Genomic DNA, 19,778 nt, shown 5'->3' on the forward strand with positions numbered 1-19,778 from the left:
CAGCTTAAACCCGGGGGGGGCGACAGGGGGGGGGGGGGGGGGCCTGCCCGGCTACCGCGGGCTTTCCCCCCCACGGGGGGGGCCCCCCCCCGCGCCCCCCCCACTTTTCCGCTTCCACCCCTTGACAGGTCTCCCGTATCCGGTTTGAGGCATGCCACTAGACTGACCTGGGGTCGGGCGAGGGACCCGCGGGGCAGGAAGGGTGCAGATGGCCAAGTTCACCGAACAGGGGTTCACGTTCGACGACGTGCTCCTGGTTCCCGCCTACTCGGATCTGCAGCCGGGCGAGGCGGACACGACCACGCGGCTGTCCCGGTCGATCACGCTGCGCATCCCGCTGGTGTCGGCGGCGATGGACACCGTCACCGAGGCGCGCATGGCGGTCGCGATGGCGCGCCAGGGCGGCATCGGCATCCTTCATCGCAACCTGTCGATCGAGGAGCAGGCCCAGCAGGTCGACCTGGTCAAGCGCTCGGAGGCGGGCATGGTCACCAATCCGGTGACCTGCGGCCCCGACAACACGCTCGCCGACGTGGAGCGGCTGTGCGCGACCTACCGGATCTCCGGTGTCCCGGTCACCGACCGCGACGGCGTGCTCCTCGGCATCGTGACCAACCGCGACATGCGGTTCGAGACCGACCAGAGCAGGCTCGTCCGCGACGTCATGACCCCGATGCCGCTGGTGACCGCCCCGGTCGGCGTCTCCCGCGACCAGGCCTTCGACCTGCTGCGCCACCACAAGGTGGAGAAGCTGCCGCTGGTCGACGAGGCGGGCAGGCTCCAGGGCCTGGTGACGGTCAAGGACTTCACCAAGAGCGAGCAGTATCCCCTCGCGACCAAGGACGCGCGCGGGCGGCTCATGGTCGGCGCCGCCGTGGGGGTCGCGGGCGACGCGGAGGAGCGGGCGCTCGCGCTCATCGACGCCGGGGCCGACGTCATCATCGTCGACACGGCCCACGGCCACTCCCGCGGCGTGTGCGACATGATCGCCAAGATCAAGGCGAACGGCCGGGTGGACGTGATCGGGGGCAACGTCGCCACCCGGGCCGGGGCCCAGGCCCTGGTGGACGCGGGGGCCGACGGGGTCAAGGTGGGCGTGGGGCCCGGCTCGATCTGCACCACCCGGGTGGTCGCGGGCGTGGGCGCCCCCCAGCTCACCGCGATCTACGAGGCGGCGCTGGCCTGCGGCCCGGCCGGGATCCCGGTCATCGGTGACGGCGGCCTGCAGTATTCGGGGGACATCGCCAAGGCGCTCGCCGCCGGCGCCGACACGGTCATGCTGGGCTCGCTGCTCGCCGGCTGCGAGGAGTCGCCCGGCGAGCTGATCTTCATCAACGGCAAGCAGTTCAAGTCGTACCGGGGCATGGGCTCCCTGGGGGCGGTGCGCAACCGCGAGCGCGGCGGCACCTCCTTCAGCAAGGACCGGTACGCGCAGGCGGAGGTCTCGGGGGAGGACAAGTACATCCCCGAGGGCATCGAGGGCCAGGTGCCCTACCGGGGCCCGGTCTCCGCGGTGGCCCATCAGCTGGTCGGCGGCCTGCGCCAGGGCATGTGGTACACCGGCTCCCGCACGGTCGGCGAGCTGCACGACAAGGCGCAGCTCATGCCCATCACGGGCGCCGGGCTCAAGGAGAGCCACCCGCACGACATCCAGATGACGGTCGAGGCGCCGAACTACCACCGGCGATGAGTGAACGACGGTACGGCTTCCGCGGGGACGCGCGCGGGAGCCGTACCCGCATGAATACGAAAGAATGGGCGACATGACTCAGGTGGAGATCGGGCGCGGCAAGAGCGGGCGGCGGGCGTACGCGCTGGACGAGATCGGCATCGTGCCCTCCAGGCGCACCCGTGACCCGGAGGAGGTCTCGATCTCCTGGCAGATCGACGCCTACCGGTTCGACTCGCCGCTCGTCGCGAGCCCGATGGACAGCGTCGTGTCGCCGGGCACGGCCATCGAGATCGGGCGGCTCGGCGGCCTCGGCGTGCTCGACCTCGAAGGGCTGTGGACGCGGTACGACGACCCGGCGCCGCTGCTGGAGGAGGTGGCGACCCTCGACCAGGACGCCGCGACCCGGCGGCTGCAGGAGATCTACACCGCGCCCATCAAGGACGAGCTGATCGGGCGGCGCATCGAGGAGATCCGCGCCGCGGGCGTCACCACCGCCGTACGGCTGTCGCCGCAGCGGACCGTGCAGCACCACAAGGCCGTGATCGACGCGGGCGTCGACATCTTCGTCATCCGCGGCACGACGGTCTCCGCCGAGCACGTGTCCGGCCGGGCCGAGCCGCTCAACCTGAAGCAGTTCATCTACGAGCTCGACGTCCCCGTCATCGTGGGCGGCTGCGCGACGTACACCGCGGCGCTGCACCTCATGCGGACGGGCGCGGCCGGGGTGCTCGTCGGGTTCGGCGGCGGCGCCTCGCACACCACCCGCAACGTGCTGGGCGTGGTCGTGCCGATGGCCACCGCGATCTCCGACGTGGCCGCGGCCCGTCGTGACTACATGGACGAGTCGGGCGGCCGGTACGTCCACGTCGTGGCCGACGGCAGCATGGGCGGGTCCGGCGACATCGCCAAGGCCATCGCCTGCGGCGCCGACGCCGTGATGGTGGGCTCCCCGCTCGCGCGGGCGGCCGAGGCCCCGGGGCGCGGGTTCCACTGGGGCTCCGAGGCGCACCACCCCGAGCTGCCGCGCGGCAGGCGGGTCGAGTTCGGCAGGATCGGCACGTTGCGGGAGATCCTGCACGGCCCGTCGTCGCTGCCCGACGGCTCGATGAACCTCCTGGGGGCCCTGCGGCGCACGATGGCCACCGCCGGCTACTCCGACCTCAAGGAGTTCCAGCGGGTCGAGGTCGTCGTCGCGCCCCCGCAGCCCTGACGGCGCCGGGCGGCCCGGCTCTCCCCCGGGCCGCCCGGCCCTCCGTCACGTCTGGGACGCCGCGGGGCGGCGGACCCAGACGCCCCGCTTCATCACCCCTTCGACCCGCAGGTCGTCGTCGAGCACGACGAGGTCGGCGTCCTTGCCGGCCTCGATCGAGCCGATCCGGTCGTCCAGCCCCAGCACGCGGGCCGGGGTGAGCGAGGCCATCCGCGCGGCGTCGGCGAGCGGCAGCCCGACCTCACGCACCGTCCTGCGGAAGGCGGCGTCCATGGTCAGCGTGCTGCCCGCGATCGCGCCGCCTTCGGACAGCCTCGCCACGCCGTTCTCGACGTCCACGGTCATCGGACCGAGCGGGTAGCGCCCGTCGCCCATGCCGGCCGCGGCCATGGCGTCGGTGATGAGGGCGGCCCGGTCCGGGCCCGCCTCGTGCACGGCCAGGCGCAGCATGGCGGGATGGACGTGGACGCCGTCGTTGATGAGCTCGACCGTGACCCGCTCGTCCTGGAGGAGCGCGGCGACCGGGCCGGGGGCGCGGTGGCCCAGGGGCGGCATCGCGTTGTAGAGGTGGGTCGCGACCGTGCCGCCCGCCTCGATGCCCGCGAGCGTCTGCTCGTAGGTGGCGTCGCTGTGGCCCAGCGCGGCGATCACTCCTTCGCCGGCCGCGTCCCTGATCACGTCCAGGGCGGACGGCAGCTCGGCCGCGATGGTGATCATCCGTACGTGGCCGCGCCCGGCCTTGAGCAGGGCACGCAGCTCGCCGCGGTCGGGCTCGCGCAGCAGCGCGGGGTCGTGCGCGCCGCAACGCGCCTTGGAGATGTACGGCCCCTCGAAGTGGATGCCGGCGATCAGCCCCTGCTCGCACAGGTCGGCGAGGGCGGCGGCGGCCCGCGCCAGCGTGTCCGGGGCCGCGGTCACCAGGCTGGCGAGGGCGGTCGTCGAGCCGTGCCCCAGGTGGAACGCGGCGACGGCGGCGGCCGACTCGGGGTCGCCGTCGGGATAGGAGCCGCCCGCGCCGCCGTGGGTGTGGATGTCGACGAACCCCGGGACGACCGTACGGCCCTCCAGGGACAGACCCTCGCGCGGTGCCCTGCCCCGGCCGACGTAGGTGATCCGCCCGTCTTCGACGGTGAGCCAGCCGTCGTGCGCCCCGGCGGGGGTGACGACGCGGGCGTCCGTGAGAGTCATGCTCATGCCGGCCATCTTTCCGGAGGCCGGACGGGGCAGATGAAGCGGGTGGTTTCTCCCGAACCCACTCCCTACTGTCAGCCTTGCGATCTTTGGGTGGATTACCCATGTAAAGCGATATTTCGACTGATCCTTGGGAAAGAGATGGGGGCGGAGGATTCGCGGGTGGCTACCGACGGGTACTTTTACGTCCTCAGAGGTAAAAGCCATATCGAGGGAGCCCCATGACGGCGAGGATGGGCACGGCACGGCTCGGCCCGGTGGAACGCTCCGCCGCGCTCGCGCGGATGGAGGCGCAGGAGCTCGACGTGGTGGTGGTCGGCGGCGGCGTGGTGGGGGCCGGGGTGGCCCTCGACGCCGCGACCCGGGGGTTGTCCGTGGGGCTCGTCGAGGCGCGCGACTTCGCCTCCGGCACCTCGTCGCGGTCCTCGAAGCTGATCCACGGCGGCCTGCGCTACCTGGAGCAGCTCAACTTCGACCTGGTCAGAGAGGCGCTGCGGGAGCGCGCCCTGCTCCTCCAGCGCACCGCGCCGCACCTCGTGAGGCCCGTGCCGTTCCTGTATCCGCTCACCCACATGGGCTGGGAGCGGCCGTACATCGGGGCCGGGCTCGCCCTCTACGACACGCTCGGGTTCTCGTTCGGCTTCCGCCGCGGCGTGCCCGGCCACCGCCACCTGTCGCGGCGGCAGGCCCTGCGGGTGGCCCCGGCGCTACGCAGGTCGGCGTTCACCGGCGCCGTGCAGTACTGGGACGCCCAGGTCGACGACGCCCGGTTCGTCATGACCATGCTGCGCACCGCCGCCACGTACGGCGCCAATGTGGCCTCGCGCGTGCAGGCGGTCGGCTTCCTGCGCGAGGGCGAGCGCGTCACCGGCGTGCGGGTGTGCGACCTGGAGACCGGCGCGGGGATGGACATCCGCGCACGCCAGGTGGTGAACGCCACTGGCGTGTGGACCGACGACATCCAGCAGCTCGTCGGCGGGCGCGGGCAGATCCACGTCAAGGCGTCCAAGGGCATCCACCTGGTGGTGCCGCGCGACCGCATCCACGCGGTGACCGGCATCATCATGCGCACGGAGAAGTCGGTGCTCTTCGTCATCCCCTGGGGCCGGCACTGGATCATCGGCACGACGGACACCGAGTGGACGCTCGACAAGGCCCACCCGGCGGCCTCCCGCGCCGACATCGACTACCTGCTCGACCACGTCAACTCCGTGCTGTCGCTGCCGCTGACCCGCGACGACGTCGAGGGCGTCTACGCCGGGCTGCGCCCGCTGCTGGCGGGGGAGTCGGAGGAGACCTCGCGGCTGTCGCGTGAGCACGTGGTGACCCACCCCGTGCCGGGGCTGGTCATGGTCGCGGGCGGCAAGTTCACGACGTACCGGGTGATGGCGGCCGACGCCGTCGACGCGGTCGCCCACGGGCTCGACCAGCGTGTCCCGCCGTCGTGCACCGACCAGGTGCCGCTGGCCGGAGCGGAGGGCTACCAGGCGCTGTGGAACTCCCGCCACCGCCTGGCGCGGTCGTCGGGCCTGCACGTCGCGCGGATCGAGCACCTGCTGGAGCGGTACGGCTCGGTGGTCGACGAGGTGCTCGTGCTGATCGAGAACGACCCGTCCCTCGGGCGGCCCCTGTCGGGGGCCGATGACTACCTGCGGGCCGAGATCGTCTACGCCGCCACGCACGAGGGCGCCCGGCACCTCAACGACGCGCTGACGCGGCGTACGCGCATCTCCATCGAGACGTTCCACCGGGGCGTCGCGGTCGCCCAGGAGGCCGCCGAGCTCATGGCGGGCCCGCTCGGGTGGGACGACGAGCAGGTCAAGCGCGAGGTGGAGTACTACACCAAGCGTGTGGAGGCCGAGCGGGCCTCCCAGGAGCAGGACACCGACCAGGAGGCCGACGCGATCCGGCTCGGCGCCCCCGAGATCGTGCCCGTCGCCCTGCCCGAGGGCCGCGCCGTCTGACGATCCCGCCCGTACGGCTCCCGCGTGCGGGAGCCGTACAAGGGATCAGGTGAACGGGATCCAGGCGCGGTCGGCCAGCGTGGCGGGGTCGCTGACCTTGAGGCCGGCGTCGGAGACCGTCCAGACGCCGTCGCCGATGACGAGGCAGCGGCGGATGCCCGGGTCCAGCCCGGCCGGGTCGGCGGGAGCCGGGTGCCGGATCACGCCGGTCTTGGCGATGGTGCCGTCGCCCACCTTGAGGACGAGCGCCGCCGAGCCGGCGGGCGCGTCGCCCTCGGCCCAGGTCGTCAGCGGCACCATGGCGAGGCCCGACTGCGGCCAGTAGAGGAACGCGTGCGGATCCCACTCCGCCTCCGAGCCCGAGCTCTCCTGGTGGAACCGGGACAGCACGCGGGGCGCCGCCGGATCGCTGACGTCGAACAGCGAGATCTGGGTGCCGAGGGCCCGGCCCTTCTCGCTCGCCTCCTGGCCGATCCCGATCAGCCGTCCCGGGCCGCCGGGGTGGAGGTAGGCCGAATAGCCGGTGATCTTCAGCTCGCCCGTGACCTTGGGCGCGGCGGGGTCGCGCAGGTCGAGCGTGTAAAGCGGGTCGGTCTGCCGGAACGTCACCACGTAGCCGAGGTCGCCGATGAACCTGACCGAGTAGATCCGCTCACCGCTGCCGAGTCCAGTGACCTCGCCTTGCTGGCGCAGCGTGCCCGCGTCGAGCACGTAGACGCCGCTGACGCTGTGATCCCGGCTCCCGCCGAACACCTCGGCGCCGCTGGTCGTCGCCACCCGCAGGTGGCCGTCGTGCTCCGACAGCGAATACTGGTTCAGCAGCCTGCCGGGCACGGCGCCCGACGCCACGTAGCGGGGGGCGCCGGGGCCGCTCACGTCGAACCGGTGCACCTCCGTCCGCTCCGGCGGGGTGCTGGGCGTCGGCGCGGGCGAGGGCGTGGAGGACGGCGCGACGGGGTCGGAGGGGGTCGTGGACGCCGGGGGAGTGGCCGGCGGCGCCGGCGCGTCCTCGACGGCCGTCGCCGCGATGTTCCACCACCGGGGGTTGCTGGTGACGTACAGGCTGTCCTTGGTGCCGTAGACCGTGTCGCCGTCCGCGGCCACGCTCACCGGCGTGTCCGCGGCGAACGGTGCCGCCGGGTCGGCCGCCAGGTCGACGGTGTGGATCGTCAGCAGCGACGTGCCGGTGAACTCGGCGGGGTGGCTGACGTGGTCGCACGCCACCCGCTCGGTACGGCTCGCGCCTCCCACCTGGACGTCGTACGACGGCAGCCACGCCTCCGCGGGAGCCTTGCGCACGGCCGCGCGGTTGTCCTCCAGCAGCTTCCGCTCGGGGGTCTCGCCCTTCGGCGGGGGGAAGGTGACGTCCGGCTGGGAGCGGACGACGATCCGCACGGTCGAGCCGACCTGCCGGGCGTCGACGTGCGTCCCATGCGCGGTCATCGAGCCGATCACCTTGGGGGTTCCGGACAGGTCCACGAGCACGTACTGCGGGCCCGCGGGCCCGGGCCGCATCTTGGCCATCGCGCCGAACGGGATCGCCCCGCCGCCCTGGAACAGCACCAGCGCCCGGTCACCGGAGACCAGCAGGTCACCCTGCAGCCAGCTCTCGCTCTCGGGGACGAGCCGCAGCGTGCCGGTGACCTTCCGCGTCTCGGTGTCCACGACGCGGAGCACGCCGTGGGTGACGGTGATCACCCGGTGGCCGTCGGTCTTGACCAGGTCGGGCTCGTCCACCCCCTCCTCGTTCACGTTGGTCGTGGAGTACGCCGCCTGGTCGGGGGTGGCCTGCTGCTTGGCGCTGGCGACGTCGGTGCGGGCGAGCATGAGGTCGCCGCCGAGCCCCCACGCCGTCACGTTCTTCTCGGTCGCGTCCCGCAGCCCGGCCAGCATGTCGTCGCAACTCGTGTACGAGACGAGCGCGATCTTCCCGCTCAGGTCGGCCGGCGGGGGTCCGGGCGTCGTACGGCTCCCCGCGCAGGCCGTGGCGAGCAGCCCGGCGAGAATGCCCGCCGTACGAATCGATGTCCTCATGCCCCTATGACGGATCGCCGCCGGTCAGGGTTCATGAGGAGGCCCGGAAGTTGAGCGAGACGTACAGCTTGTCCATCGTCTTGTCGCCGGCGCGGAGGACGGTGCGCACCGCGTCGCCGTCCAGGTTCACGATCACGACGGCGTCCTGGTCGCCGTCGCCCGTCGCCTCGCACAGGATGTGGCTCTCGTCGTACCAGGCGTAGAGATACGCGCAGTCGGAGGTGAACCTCCTCAGCTCATGTCCCGTCGTCGCCGCGCGGACGCAGTACGTCCCCTCCGCGCCCGCGCAGTTGGCGACGAACGAGCGGCCCGAGGGCGAGAACAGGTTGCGGGCGTCGTCCCAGGTGGTGAACACGTCGGTGATGTCGCGCAGCACCTTCCCCGCGCTGTCGTAGAACCGCAGGCCCTTCGTCTTCCCGGTCTTGAACAGCGCGACGACGCCCTGCTCGTCGCCGTCCCAGGCGAACGTGCTGTTGGAGATCGTCGGGTCGTCGACCTTGAAGACGCTCGCCTTCTTCTTGGCGACGTCGACCACGATGAAGCCGGTGCTGAGGGTCTTCGAGCCCTTCTCCCTGGTGGAGGTCAGCAGGATGCGGTCGCCGGCCCGCGACCACTGCGCCCACCGCTCCTCCTGAGGGCTGGGAACCGTGCGCACCTTGCTGATCCGGCCGGTCGCCAGGGTGATGATGTCCACCGAGTCGTGGCCCTTGTAGAACGACCTCGGGATCCCGGCGGCGTACCTGCCGTCCGGCGACACCTCGATCGAGGAGTAGCCGGACCACTTCTTGAACTTCTCGTCGCGGGACGCCCGGGCGTAGACGCCCTTGACCCCCTTGGAGTCCCGCACCTCGTACGCCGTGATCGCGAGGGCGTCGCCGGGATGGTCGTAGAGGGTGGCGGACGTGCCGGGAAGCTTCGTCGAGGTGAGGCCGGTCGTGGCGATGACGCGCGGCGCCGGGCCGGCCGCGGTCGCCGGGGGTGTCCCATCCGCGGTGCCGGCCGGTGATGAGGCCGCGAGTGAGGTCCGCACCCTGGTGGCCCCGGTCTCCGCGTCGTCCCGGCCGCCGGAGTTGAGCAGGAACACGCTGGCGCCGATGGCCGCGATCGCGACGGACGTCGCGGCGACGACCTTCGCGGGAGGGCGGCCCGCGCGGGTCCGCATCCCGCCGGCCGGGCCGCCTGAACGGCCGTCCGGCGACGCCTCGGCGATGCCGGGGAAGGCGACGTCCTGAGACGGCGGCGCGGTGACCGCTTGGGGTGGCGGCGCGGCGGCCCGGGACGGCCGGGAGGTCTCCTGGCTCGCCGGCTCCGGCTCGGCGGCGGACTGTTCGAGCAGCGCGTCGATGACCTGCTGGGCGGTCGGCCGCCGGGCCGGGTCCTTGTCGAGGCAGGACGTCACCAGAGCCTCGAGCCGTCCCTCGATGTGCCGGATCTCCGGACGGCCGTTCAGGATCCGGTTGATCACGACGGGCAGGGAGTCGCTGCCGAACGGGGACCTGCCCGTCGCGGCGAACACCATGGTGCTGGCCCAGGAGAACATGTCCGCGGCCGGGCCGATCTGCCTGTCGAGGAACTGCTCCGGCGCCATGTACGCCGGGGTGCCGATGGGCGCCGAAGTGAGGGAGGAGGTGGCGTCCAGCGCGCGGGAGATGCCGAAGTCGATCACCCGGGCGCCGTCGGGGCCCATGACCACGTTGGGCGGCTTCAGGTCGCGGTGCACGATTCCGGCCCTGTGGATGGCCGCGAGGGCGGTGGCGGTGCCGATCGCCAGGCGATACAGCGCGTTCCCCCTGATGGGCCCCGTGGTCATGACGCTCTGCTGGAGTGACGGGCCGTCGATGTACTCGCTGACGATGTACGGCCGGTCGTGCTCCACACCGGTGTCGAGGATCTGCGCGGTGCAGAAGGTGGCGACCCGTTTGGCCGCCGCCACCTCCCGGAGGAACCTCTCGGTGGTGAGGGCGTCGCCGGTCAGGTCGGAGCGGATCCACTTGACGGCCACCCGCTCCCCCGACGGTCCGGTGGCGACGTAGACGGTGCCCTGACCACCCATGCCGAGCCGGCCGCCGAGCTGGTACGGGCCGATTCGCGGGGGATCGCCCGGCCTCAGGGCTGCTATGTCCGGCACTCCTTGATTCTCGTGTATCGCTTCGTGATCGCCAGTGGGCGAGTGGGGCAATCGTTACCCGACCGGTGCCCCTCGGCTCTTCAGCGAGTGCGGGAGTAGAAGGGCCCCAGCTCCTCGGCCTGCGTGGTCTCCAGCAGCGTACGCAGCCGGTTGCCCGCCATGTCGATGACGATGACCCGGGAGGCGCCCTTGGCCGCGCGCGTCCAGCAGAAGACGTGCCGGTCGTCCCACCAGCCGAGGATCTTGCCGCAGTCGGATTCCGGCCGCGCCGTCCGCGTCCCGGTGGAGACGTCCCAGAAGCAGGGGGTCGCCGAGTCGTCCGGGCACTGGGTGACCATCGAGGCGCCGGAGGGGGAGAACAGCCCGCCCAGCGTGTTGTACGGCCTGCCCACGCCGCCGAGCGTCCGTACGAGCCGGCCGTCGAGGTCGTAGAAGCGCACACCCTTGGCCGTGCCGTCGTCGAACGCCGTGGCGACGGCCCGCCCGTCGCCGGTCCAGTAGAAGCGGCCGTCCTCGACGGCGGAGTCGTCGATCCGCCGCACGACCGCGGTGCCGGCGGCCGCGTCGACCACGACGAACCCCTTGGTCTTCCAGGTGGAGCCGCTCGGGTCCCGGATGCTGAGCAGCAGGCGGCGGCTGTCCTTCGTCCAGTCCGCGTACTCGTACGTCAGGGGATATTTCACGGTCTTCACCGTCGTGACCTTGCCGGTGGCACGGTCGACGAGGTCGACGCCGTGGTACCTGTCGGTCGTGTATCTACGGGTGCGGCCCGCGGCGATCTTCCCGTCAGGGGAGAGCGCCTGCTGCCAGTACTTGACGCTCCTGGCGAACTTGCCGGTGCTCGATCGCGGGTAGTTCACCCACTCGTTCCTGTCGCCGATCTCGACCTCGTAGTAGGTCAGCCTGATCGGGTCGGCCGGGTTCTCGTAGATCGTGGCGTCCACACCGGGGAGCCGGGCCGATGTGAGAGCGCTCGGGAACGGCGACGGGGTCGTCCGCGTCACGGCGGGCGAGGGCGGCGCGGACGAGCCGGTGGCGCCGGCGTCCAGGCCGCGGTCGCGGGTCGCGACGACGACGCCGATCACCACCACGATCACCACGGCGACGGCTCCGCTCAGCAGGGCCGGGCCGTATCTGCGCCGGGGCGGCTCGGGGGCGCTCCGCTCGCCGGCCGTCCGCTGAGATCCCGGGTGAGCGGGGATCGGCGAGGGGTACGGCGGCGGTTCCGGTCGCGGCCGGCCCTCCGGGGAGGAGGGCGCGGCCGGACCGGGCCACGCGGGCGCCTCCGGGGGCGGTGGGATCCGCGCCGCGCGCTGCGACGCCTCAGGCGGTCCGGCAGGCGGTGAGGCGAGCCGCTGCGCTGGAAAACGCGGTGAGGGCATGCCTTGCGGTGGGGCTGTGCTTTGCGGTGGGGCTGTGCTTTGCGGCGGGGCGGGCGGCGCGGCTGCGCGCAGTGGAGAGACGGGCGGCGGAGCGGGTGGCGAGACAGGGCGTGAGACAGGGGGTGGAACAGGTCGCGGGGCTGACGGTCCGGCGGGAGGCGGAGCGGCCGCGGCGGCGGCCGCCTGCTGGAGGATCTCCGGCCCGGGGGCGGTGTGCTGGAGCAGGCCGAGCAGGACCTGCTCCGCGGTGGGACGGGCGTGCGGCTGCTTGGCGAGGCAGGCGATCACGGTGTCGCGCAGCGGCGGCTGGAGGGCGCCCAGCTTCGGCTCGCCGTTCAGGATGCGGTTGATCACCGCGGGCAGCGAGTCGTTGCCGAACGGGCTCTGCCCCGTCGCCGCGTGGACGATCGTGCAGGCCCAGGCGAACAGGTCGGCCGGCGGCCCGGCCGTCTCCCCCATGATCTGCTCGGGGGACATGTACGACGGGGTGCCGACCGGCGCGGAGGTGACGGTCGAGGAGGCGTCCAGGGCGCGGGCGATGCCGAAGTCGATCACCCGGGGCCCGTCGGGGCCCATGATGACGTTGGCGGGTTTCATGTCGCGGTGCACGATCCCGGCGCGGTGGATGGCCGCGAGGGCGGTGGCCGTGCCGACCGCGAGGCGGTGCAGGGCGGGGCCGCTCAGCGGGCCCGACGTGAGCACGCGCTTCTGCAGCGAGGGCCCTTCGATGTACTCGCTGACGATGTACGGCCGCTCCGCGTCGACGCCGGTCTCGATCACCTGTGCCGTGCAGAACGGGGCGACCCGCTTGGCGGCGGCGACCTCGCGGAGGAAGCGCTCGGTCATTCCGGGGTCGGCGGCCAGGTCGGGGCGCAGCCACTTGATCGCCACCTCGTCCCCCGAGGGCCCGGTGCCGAGGTAGACGACGCCCTGCCCGCCCTCGCCGAGCCGTCCCAGCAGCTCGTAGGCGCCCAGGCGTCGCGGCTCCCCCGGCCGCATCGGGGGGATGTCAGCAGGCGGCATGGGATCCCGCGACCAGGTGATCGATATGCGGCATACGGCGATTTTGGCGTGTCGCCGTCAGGCCGGGGAAGTGCTGTGTCCCGATGGTTGTCCTACCGGCCGGTAGCCACGAAGCGGCCTCCGGATTATTCTCCCGTCATGAGTGCCACCATTCGGACGCTCGACACGGCGATGGTCGACCGGATCCTCGATCACGTCGTCTCAGAGGGCAAGACGCGGGAGATCCTCGCGCCGTTCACCGGGCAGGTCCTGGCCGAGGTCCCGGTCTCCACCGCCGAGGACGTCCGCCGGGCGTACGCCACGGCGCGCGAGGCGCAGCAGGCGTGGGCGGCGCTGCCCGTGGCGGAGAGGATGCGGCCGTTCCTCCGCATGCACGACGCGATCCTCGATCGCAGGCGGGAGCTGCTCGACGTCGTCCAGTGGGAGACGGGCAAGGCGCGGCGGCACGCCTTCGAGGAGCTCGTCGACGCGGTCGGCTGCACGCTCTACTTCGTCCGGCGGGCGCCGTACCTCCTGGAGCCACACCGGCGGCGGGGGATCTTCCCCCTGGCCACGCGGGCGGCCGAGCTGCGCCATCCCAAGGGCGCCGTGGCGGTGATCAGCCCGTGGAACTACCCGCTGGCGCTGGGGGTGACTGACGTCGTCCCCGCGCTGATCGCGGGCAACGCCGTCGTCCACAAGCCCGACACGCAGACCCCGCTGTCCGTCCTGTGGGTGATCGACCTGCTGGTCGAGCTGGGCATGCCGCGCGACATCTGGCAGGTCGTCCTGGGCGACCCGGCGGAGATCGGCACCCCGCTCGTCGACGGCGCCGACTACGTCGCGTTCACCGGGTCGACGCGGGCGGGCCGTACGATCGCCGAGGAGGCCGCGAAGCGGCTCATCGGCTGCTCGCTGGAGCTCGGCGGGAAGAACCCGATGATCGTGCTCGACGACGCCGACCTCGACCTCGCCGCGCAGGGCGCCATCCGGGCCTGCTTCGCCAACGCCGGTCAGCTGTGCATCTCGATCGAGCGGCTGTACGTCCAGGAGTCCGTGGCCGACCGGTTCCGCGACAAGTTCGTCCGCGCGGTGGACAACATGCGGCTCGGCGCCGGCCTCGACTGGGACACGCAGATGGGCTCGCTGACCTCCCAGCGGCAGCTCGACGGCGTGTCCGCGCACGTGGCCGACGCGGTGGCCAAGGGCGCGACGGTCCTCACCGGCGGCCGGGCGCGGCCCGACCTCGGCCCGCTCTTCTACGAGCCGACGGTCCTGGACGGCGTCGGCGAGGACATGGCGGTCTGCCGCGACGAGACGTTCGGCCCTGTCGTCTCGCTGTACCGCTTCTCCACCGTGGACGAGGTGGTCGAGAAGGCCAACGACACGGTCTACGGGCTCAACGCCTCGGTCTGGACCCGCGACGCCGCCCGCGGCCGCGCGGTCGCCGCCCGCCTGAGGGCCGGCACCGTCAACATCAACGAGGGGTACGCCTCGGCGTACGGCTCCTACGACGCCCCGATGGGCGGCATGAAGTCGTCGGGCCTGGGCCGCCGCCACGGCGCGGAGGGCCTGCTGAAGTACACCGAGGCGCAGACCGTGGCGAGCCAGGCGTCCTGGCTGGGCTTCGAGCCCGTCCTCGGCATGGCGTACGACAAGTACGCCGACACCCTGTCAGGGCTGCTCAAGACCATGAAGCGCCTCCACCTCAAGTGAAGGATGTCCGGGTGGACTACGACGTCGTGGTGATCGGCTCGGGGTTCGGCGGCAGCGTGGCCGCCCTCAGGCTCACCGAGAAGGGCTATTCGGTGGGCGTCCTGGAGGCGGGCCGGAGATTCGACGAGACGACCCTGCCGAAGACGTCGTGGCGGGTCAAGGACTTCCTGTGGGCGCCCGCGCTCGGGTTGAAGGGCATCCAGCGCATCCACCTTCTCGGCGGCGGGAACGGCGTGATGGTCCTGGCGGGGGCCGGCGTCGGCGGCGGCTCCCTCGTCTACGCCAACACCCTCTACGAGCCGCTCGACCCGTTCTTCCGCGACCCCCAGTGGGCTCACATCACCGACTGGAAGGCCGAGCTGGCGCCGTACTACGACCAGGCCAAACGGATGCTCGGCGTCGTGCTCAACCCGACCGTCACACCGGCCGACGAGGTGATGCGGAAGGTGGCCGAGCGGATGGGCGTGGGCCACACCTTCCACCTCGCCCCCGTCGGCGTGTTCTTCGGCGAGCCCGGCGTGGAGGCCGGCGATCCGTACTTCGGCGGGGCGGGGCCGCGCCGCCGGGGCTGCGTCGAGTGCGGCGAGTGCATGACGGGCTGCCGCCACGGCGCGAAGAACATGCTGATCAAGAACTACCTCTACCTCGCGGAGCGGGCCGGGGCGCGGGTCCACCCGGAGACGACCGTGCGAGGCGTCCGCCCCGTCGAGGGTGGGTTCGTGATCCACGCGAGGCGGACCGGGCCGCTGGGCCGGGCCCGCACGATCACGGCCCGGCAGGTGGTCTTCGCCGCCGGCACGTACGGCACGCAGCATCTCCTGCACCGGCTCAGGGCGACCACCCTGCCGGGTCTTTCACCCCGGCTCGGCGCGCTGACCAGGACGAACTCCGAGGCGCTGCTGGGCTTCGAGCGCCTGTCGGTCAAGGGAGGCAAGCTCAACCGGGGCGTGGCGATCACCTCGTCGATCCATCCGGACGCCGAGACCCACATCGAGCCCGTCCGGTACGGCGACGGATCCAACGCCATGGGCATGCTGCGGACGCTGCTCGTCGACGGCGGCGGCCGGACCCCTCGCTGGGTGAGGTTCCTCGGCGCGGCGCTGCGGCGGCCCCACGTGGCCGTGCGGCTGTTCAACCACCGCAGATGGTCCGAGCGGGCGGTCATCGCCCTCGTCATGCAGGCCAAGGACAACTCGATCACCGTCACGCCGGGCAGGCGCGGACGGCTGACGGCCGGTCCTGGCCACGGCGAGCCCAATCCGACGTGGATCCCGGCCGGGCACCGGGCGGCGCGCCTGGCGGCCGAGGAGATCGGCGGCGTGCCCGGCGGCTCCTGGCTGGACCTGTTCGACCGGCCCGCGACCGCGCACTTCCTCGGCGGCTGCGCCATCGGCGACTCCCCGGAGACCGGGGTCATCGACCCCTACCACCGGGTCTACGGCTACGAAGGCCTCCACGTCGTGGACGGCTCGGCGGTCTCGGCCAACCTGGGGGTCAACCCCTCGCTCACCATCACGGCCCAGGCCGAGAGGGCCATGGCGTTGTGGCCCAACAGGGGCGAGGCCGACCCCCGGCCCCCGCTCGGCTCGCCGTACGCGCGGCTGCGGCCGGTCCCGCCCGCGCGGCCCGCCGTCCCCGCGTCCGCGCCGGGAGCGCTGCGGCTTCCCGTCGTGGAGATCACGCACCGGCCGGCGGAACGGCCCTGACCAGGGCGTCTCGCCGGGATCGGGCGGGGCCGCCGCGCCGATAGACTGGCCGTGCCCGCGTCTCTGCCCTCTGGGGGTTCTTTCCGGTGTCTGAGTTCGACACGGTCCTGGTCGTCGACTTCGGCGCGCAGTACGCGCAGCTGATCGCCCGTCGGGTGCGTGAATGCCATGTCTACTCCGAGATCGTGCCCTCCACGATGCCGGTGGCCGAGATGCTGGCGAAGAAGCCCAAGGCGATCATCCTGTCGGGCGGCCCCTCGTCGGTGTACGCCGAGGGCGCCCCGCCGGTGCCGGACGGCCTGTTCGACACCGGCGTGCCGACGTTCGGCATCTGCTACGGCTTCCAGGCCATGGCGCAGGCGCTCGGCGGCGAGGTCGCGAGGACCGGCGTCGCCGAGTTCGGCGGCACGTCGCTCAGCGTGCTCCGCGAGGGCGCCCTGTTCGCCGGCCTGCCCGGCGCGCAGACCGTGTGGATGTCGCACGGCGACTCGGTGGTGGGGGCCCCGGCCGGGTTCGCCGTCACCGCATCGACCGAGGCCACGCCCGTCGCCGCGATGGAGGACACCGCGCGCGGCCTGTACGGCGTGCAGTTCCACCCCGAGGTCCTCCACTCCGAGCACGGGCAGACCGTGCTCAAGCACTTCCTCGACGCGGCCGGATGCCGTCCCTCGTGGACCATGCTCAACATCGTCGAGGACGCGGTGGAGGCGGTGCGCGCCCAGGTCGGCGGCGGCCGGGCCATCTGCGCCCTGTCCGGCGGCGTCGACTCCGCCGTCGCGGCGGCCATCGTGCAGCGGGCCATCGGAGACCGGCTGACCTGCGTCTTCGTCGACCACGGGCTGCTGCGCAAGGGGGAGGCCGAGCAGGTCGAGCGCGACTTCGTCGACGCGACCGGCGTGAAGCTGCGGGTCGTGGACGCGTCCGAGCGCTTCCTCAAGGCGCTGTCCGGCGTCGTCGACCCGGAGGAGAAGCGCAAGATCATCGGCAGGGAGTTCATCCGCGTCTTCGAGGACGAGCAGCGGGCCATCATGGCCGACGGCCCGGTCGACTTCCTGGTTCAGGGCACGCTCTACCCCGACGTCGTCGAGTCCGGCGGAGGCACCGGCACCGCCAACATCAAGTCGCACCACAACGTCGGCGGGCTCCCGGACGACCTGAAGTTCGAGCTGGTCGAGCCGCTGCGCACGCTGTTCAAGGACGAGGTGCGGCGGGCCGGCGAGGAGCTCGGCCTGCCCTCGGCGATGGTGTGGCGGCAGCCGTTCCCCGGCCCGGGGCTCGGCATCCGGATCATCGGCGAGGTCACCCGCGACCGGCTCGACCTGCTGCGCGAGGCGGACGCCATCGCCCGCGAGGAGCTGTCGCGCGCCGGGCTCGACCGCGACATCTGGCAGTGCCCGGTCGTGCTGCTCGCCGACGTGCGCTCGGTCGGCGTGCAGGGCGACGGCCGCACGTACGGCCACCCCGTCGTGCTGCGCCCGGTGACCTCCGAGGACGCGATGACCGCCGACTGGGCGCGCGTGCCGTACGACGTGCTGTCCCGCATCTCGACCCGGATCACCAACGAGGTGCGCGAGGTCAACCGGGTGGTCCTGGACGTGACGAGCAAGCCGCCCGGCACCATCGAGTGGGAGTGACCCGGCGCCTCCGATCGATGAGATCATCCGCGCCGTGACGCGACGAGACGATCAACGAGTGCCGGCGGGCCGGCGCAGACGAACCCGCGAGATGATTGTTTCAAGTCCGTACGGGCTGAGTGGACATGTCGGGTGTGATCTTCATCTGCCCGGATAGGGTGTCGCGGTGATTGCCACTCAGCCCGCCGCCGTTACGTCAACCCCCCAGGCTCCCAGGCTCGCCTGGCTGGACGCACTACGGGGGATCGGGGCGATGGCGGTAGTGGCCGAGCACATGCTCCCCTGGCTGATGCCGGCGCTGCGGCCGTACTGGTTCAACCTCGGCATGTACGGCGTGCTGGTGTTCTTCCTGGTGAGCGGTTACATCATCCCGGCGTCGCTGGAGCACCGCGGCGACGTGCGCGGGTTCTGGATCAGCCGGGTATTCCGGCTCTACCCGCTCTACCTGCTGGTGATCGCTCTCGTGCTGCTCCTGGCGTTCTGGGTGCCGGTCCGTGAGCAGGTCCCGCGCGACCTGTCGGGGGTGGCGGCGCACCTGTCGATGCTGCTCGACGTCGTGCACACCGGCGGGGTCGCCGACCCGATGTGGACGCTGTCGTACGAGATGGTCTTCTACCTGCTCGTGACCGCGCTGTTCGTGAGGGGAGTGCACCGGCGCAGCGGCACGCTCGCGGTCATCTTCGGCGTCGTCGCCGTGTGCACGGGGCTGGTGCTGTCCGCGCCGCTGCTCGCCGGTTCCTGGCCGGCCGTGGCCGCGAGCGTGGCCTTCGTCGCCGGGCTGGCGTGCCTGATCTCGGGCCGGTTCCGGGTGACCGCGGCGTACGCGCTGGGCGCGATGGCGCTCACGCTGCTGGTCTTCGGCAGCTTCGTGCCGTGGTTCGGCGCGGCGATCCTCGCGGTGATGTTCACCGGCACGGCCCTGTACCGCTGGGAGCGCGGCGAGGGCGGCCCGGCTCCGGTCGTCGCCTCGGCGCTGCTGGTGGCCGTCGCGCCGGTCTGGTCGATCCAGGCGGGATGGTGGTGGGTTCAGCCCGGCGTGTGGATCACCACGATGGCTCTGGCGGGCGGCACCTTCGCTGTGGGCATGGCGCTGCGCGGACGGCGCGTGCCGGGCGTGCTGACCTGGCTGGGCCTGATCAGCTACTCGGTCTACCTGCTGCACCATCCACTGCTGAAGGGCATGAACGCCCTGGTGGGTGACCTGCGGTCGGTCCCGGCCGTCGCCCAGGCGGGGCTCAGCCTGGGCTACGTCCTGGTGTTGCTGACGCTGAGCTGGCTGACCCACCGGTTCGTGGAGTCGCCGAGCCAGCGGCTCGGCAGGCGGCTCAGTCGACGGCCATCGGGAGCTCCTCGGGATATACCTGTCCCGGGATGATCTTCTGGCCTTCCAGCAGCGTGGAGACCGTCACGAAGTGGTAGCCCTGCTCGGTCAGGTCCTTGAGGACGGCCGGCAGCGACTCGATCGTCTCCTTGACCGTCTCGTGCATCAGGACGACCGCGCCGGGCTCGGCGATCTCAAGGGCGCGGCCGGTGAGGAACTCGACGTCGCGGTAGTCCTTGATGAAGTCCTTGGTGGCGACCGTCCCGGGGATCTGTGCCATGCCGAACTTGGCGGTGATCTCCTCAACGCCCCCGTTGCGCAGCCCGCCGGGGGCCCGGAAAAGCACCGGCACCTTCCCCGTGGCCTCCTTGATGATCTTCTGGGTGTCCGAGATCTCCTTGTAGATCTGCTGGTATGTGAGATCGGTCAGGTACTTGTGATCCCAGGTGTGGTTGCCGATCTCCTGACCGGCCTTGGCGATCTCAGCGGTGATCTTGGGGTGCTTCTTCACGCGGTTGCCGATCACGAAGAACGTGGCCTTGGCCTTGTACTTCTTCAGCGTCGCCAGCAGCGTCGTGGTGTAGTCGGCGGGACCGTCATCGAAGGTCAGCGCGATGCATTTATGGGTTTCACAGAAGGGCGCCCTCTCGACCGCGCCCGCCTGAGCGGGGACGGCGGTCGCCGCCGTGAGCGCGCAGGCGACGGCGAGGGGGATAAGACGGCGGACTGCCATTGTGGGGCTCCTCGGGAGATCTTTCACGCGGCATCGTAACGTGCCCTCCTTCACTTGACCGCCCCCCGGCCCCAATCCTCACGCC

Annotated in this window: 12 protein-coding genes; 7 read left to right on the plus strand and 5 right to left on the minus strand. The window is 72.0% G+C overall.

Annotated elements, in window-relative coordinates; genetic code table 11:
- Nucleotides 1-208 precede the first annotated feature (208 nt).
- Together guaB and AB0B72_RS00010 are read left to right on the plus strand one after the other, a co-directional pair.
- Nucleotides 209-1,690: an IMP dehydrogenase gene (guaB, locus tag AB0B72_RS00005; RefSeq protein WP_367736008.1), complete on the plus strand. Its 1,482-nt coding sequence runs from the start codon at nt 209-211 to the stop codon at nt 1,688-1,690.
- Between the two features lie 73 nt (nt 1,691-1,763).
- On the plus strand, nt 1,764-2,882 hold the full coding sequence (locus AB0B72_RS00010) for a GuaB3 family IMP dehydrogenase-related protein (protein WP_367736009.1): 1,119 nt from the start codon (nt 1,764-1,766) through the stop codon (nt 2,880-2,882).
- Nucleotides 2,883-2,927: 45 nt separating this feature from the next.
- Here the strand turns inward: AB0B72_RS00010 and nagA are convergent, their stop codons facing one another.
- Complete coding sequence (gene nagA, locus AB0B72_RS00015; protein ID WP_367736010.1) at nt 2,928-4,076, minus strand: N-acetylglucosamine-6-phosphate deacetylase; 1,149 nt, start codon at nt 4,074-4,076, stop codon at nt 2,928-2,930.
- A gap of 218 nt (nt 4,077-4,294) precedes the next feature.
- Here nagA and AB0B72_RS00020 point away from each other — a divergent pair, with 218 nt between their 5' ends.
- Nucleotides 4,295-6,037: a glycerol-3-phosphate dehydrogenase/oxidase gene (locus tag AB0B72_RS00020; RefSeq protein ID WP_367736011.1), complete on the plus strand. Its 1,743-nt coding sequence runs from the start codon at nt 4,295-4,297 to the stop codon at nt 6,035-6,037.
- A 45-nt stretch (nt 6,038-6,082) separates the two neighbouring features.
- Here AB0B72_RS00020 and AB0B72_RS00025 read toward each other — a convergent pair whose 3' ends face one another.
- The 3 genes from AB0B72_RS00025 to AB0B72_RS00035 all read right to left on the minus strand — a co-directional run bounded on the left by AB0B72_RS00025 (nt 6,083) and on the right by AB0B72_RS00035 (nt 12,604).
- Nucleotides 6,083-8,071 carry a beta-propeller domain-containing protein gene (locus AB0B72_RS00025; RefSeq protein WP_367736012.1) on the minus strand — a complete coding sequence of 663 codons (1,989 nt, stop codon included), beginning with the start codon at nt 8,069-8,071 and terminating at the stop codon, nt 6,083-6,085.
- A gap of 31 nt (nt 8,072-8,102) precedes the next feature.
- Nucleotides 8,103-10,199, minus strand: a complete 2,097-nt coding sequence (locus AB0B72_RS00030; protein ID WP_367736013.1) for a serine/threonine protein kinase — start codon at nt 10,197-10,199, stop codon at nt 8,103-8,105.
- Between the two features lie 80 nt (nt 10,200-10,279).
- Complete coding sequence (locus tag AB0B72_RS00035; RefSeq protein WP_367736014.1) at nt 10,280-12,604, minus strand: protein kinase; 2,325 nt, start codon at nt 12,602-12,604, stop codon at nt 10,280-10,282.
- Between the two features lie 138 nt (nt 12,605-12,742).
- On the opposite strand from AB0B72_RS00035, the gene AB0B72_RS00040 reads away from it, so the two are divergent.
- From AB0B72_RS00040 to AB0B72_RS00055, 4 genes are all read left to right on the plus strand, one after another.
- Complete coding sequence (locus tag AB0B72_RS00040) at nt 12,743-14,299, plus strand: succinic semialdehyde dehydrogenase (RefSeq protein WP_367736015.1); 1,557 nt, start codon at nt 12,743-12,745, stop codon at nt 14,297-14,299.
- A gap of 11 nt (nt 14,300-14,310) precedes the next feature.
- Nucleotides 14,311-16,005 carry a GMC oxidoreductase gene (locus AB0B72_RS00045; protein WP_367736016.1) on the plus strand — a complete coding sequence of 565 codons (1,695 nt, stop codon included), beginning with the start codon at nt 14,311-14,313 and terminating at the stop codon, nt 16,003-16,005.
- Between the two features lie 86 nt (nt 16,006-16,091).
- Nucleotides 16,092-17,639 carry a glutamine-hydrolyzing GMP synthase gene (guaA, locus tag AB0B72_RS00050; RefSeq protein WP_367736017.1) on the plus strand — a complete coding sequence of 516 codons (1,548 nt, stop codon included), beginning with the start codon at nt 16,092-16,094 and terminating at the stop codon, nt 17,637-17,639.
- Between the two features lie 166 nt (nt 17,640-17,805).
- A complete protein-coding gene (locus AB0B72_RS00055) occupies nt 17,806-19,014 on the plus strand; it encodes an acyltransferase family protein (protein WP_367736018.1) in 1,209 nt (402 codons plus the stop codon).
- Here the strand turns inward: AB0B72_RS00055 and AB0B72_RS00060 are convergent.
- A complete protein-coding gene (locus AB0B72_RS00060; protein ID WP_367736019.1) occupies nt 18,965-19,693 on the minus strand; it encodes a polysaccharide deacetylase family protein in 729 nt (242 codons plus the stop codon). The two genes, AB0B72_RS00055 and AB0B72_RS00060, sit on opposite strands and share 50 nt — an antisense overlap.
- Nucleotides 19,694-19,778 lie beyond the last annotated feature (85 nt).

Origin of the sequence: Microbispora sp. NPDC049125 (assembly GCF_040802045.1) — a bacterium.
Taxonomy (GTDB): Bacteria; Actinomycetota; Actinomycetes; order Streptosporangiales; family Streptosporangiaceae; genus Microbispora.

Excerpts from the sequence above, each read along its gene's own strand:
- guaB (WP_367736008.1), top strand. The coding sequence starts at position 209 with ATGGCCAAGTTCACCGAACAGGGGTTCACGTTCGACGACGTGCTCCTG.
- AB0B72_RS00010 (WP_367736009.1), top strand. The coding sequence starts at position 1,764 with ATGACTCAGGTGGAGATCGGGCGCGGCAAGAGCGGGCGGCGGGCGTAC.
- nagA (WP_367736010.1), bottom strand. The coding sequence starts at position 4,076 with ATGAGCATGACTCTCACGGACGCCCGCGTCGTCACCCCCGCCGGGGCG.
- AB0B72_RS00020 (WP_367736011.1), top strand. The coding sequence starts at position 4,295 with ATGACGGCGAGGATGGGCACGGCACGGCTCGGCCCGGTGGAACGCTCC.
- AB0B72_RS00025 (WP_367736012.1), bottom strand. The coding sequence starts at position 8,071 with ATGAGGACATCGATTCGTACGGCGGGCATTCTCGCCGGGCTGCTCGCC.
- AB0B72_RS00035 (WP_367736014.1), bottom strand. The coding sequence starts at position 12,604 with ATGCCGCCTGCTGACATCCCCCCGATGCGGCCGGGGGAGCCGCGACGC.
- AB0B72_RS00040 (WP_367736015.1), top strand. The coding sequence starts at position 12,743 with ATGAGTGCCACCATTCGGACGCTCGACACGGCGATGGTCGACCGGATC.
- AB0B72_RS00060 (WP_367736019.1), bottom strand. The coding sequence starts at position 19,693 with ATGGCAGTCCGCCGTCTTATCCCCCTCGCCGTCGCCTGCGCGCTCACG.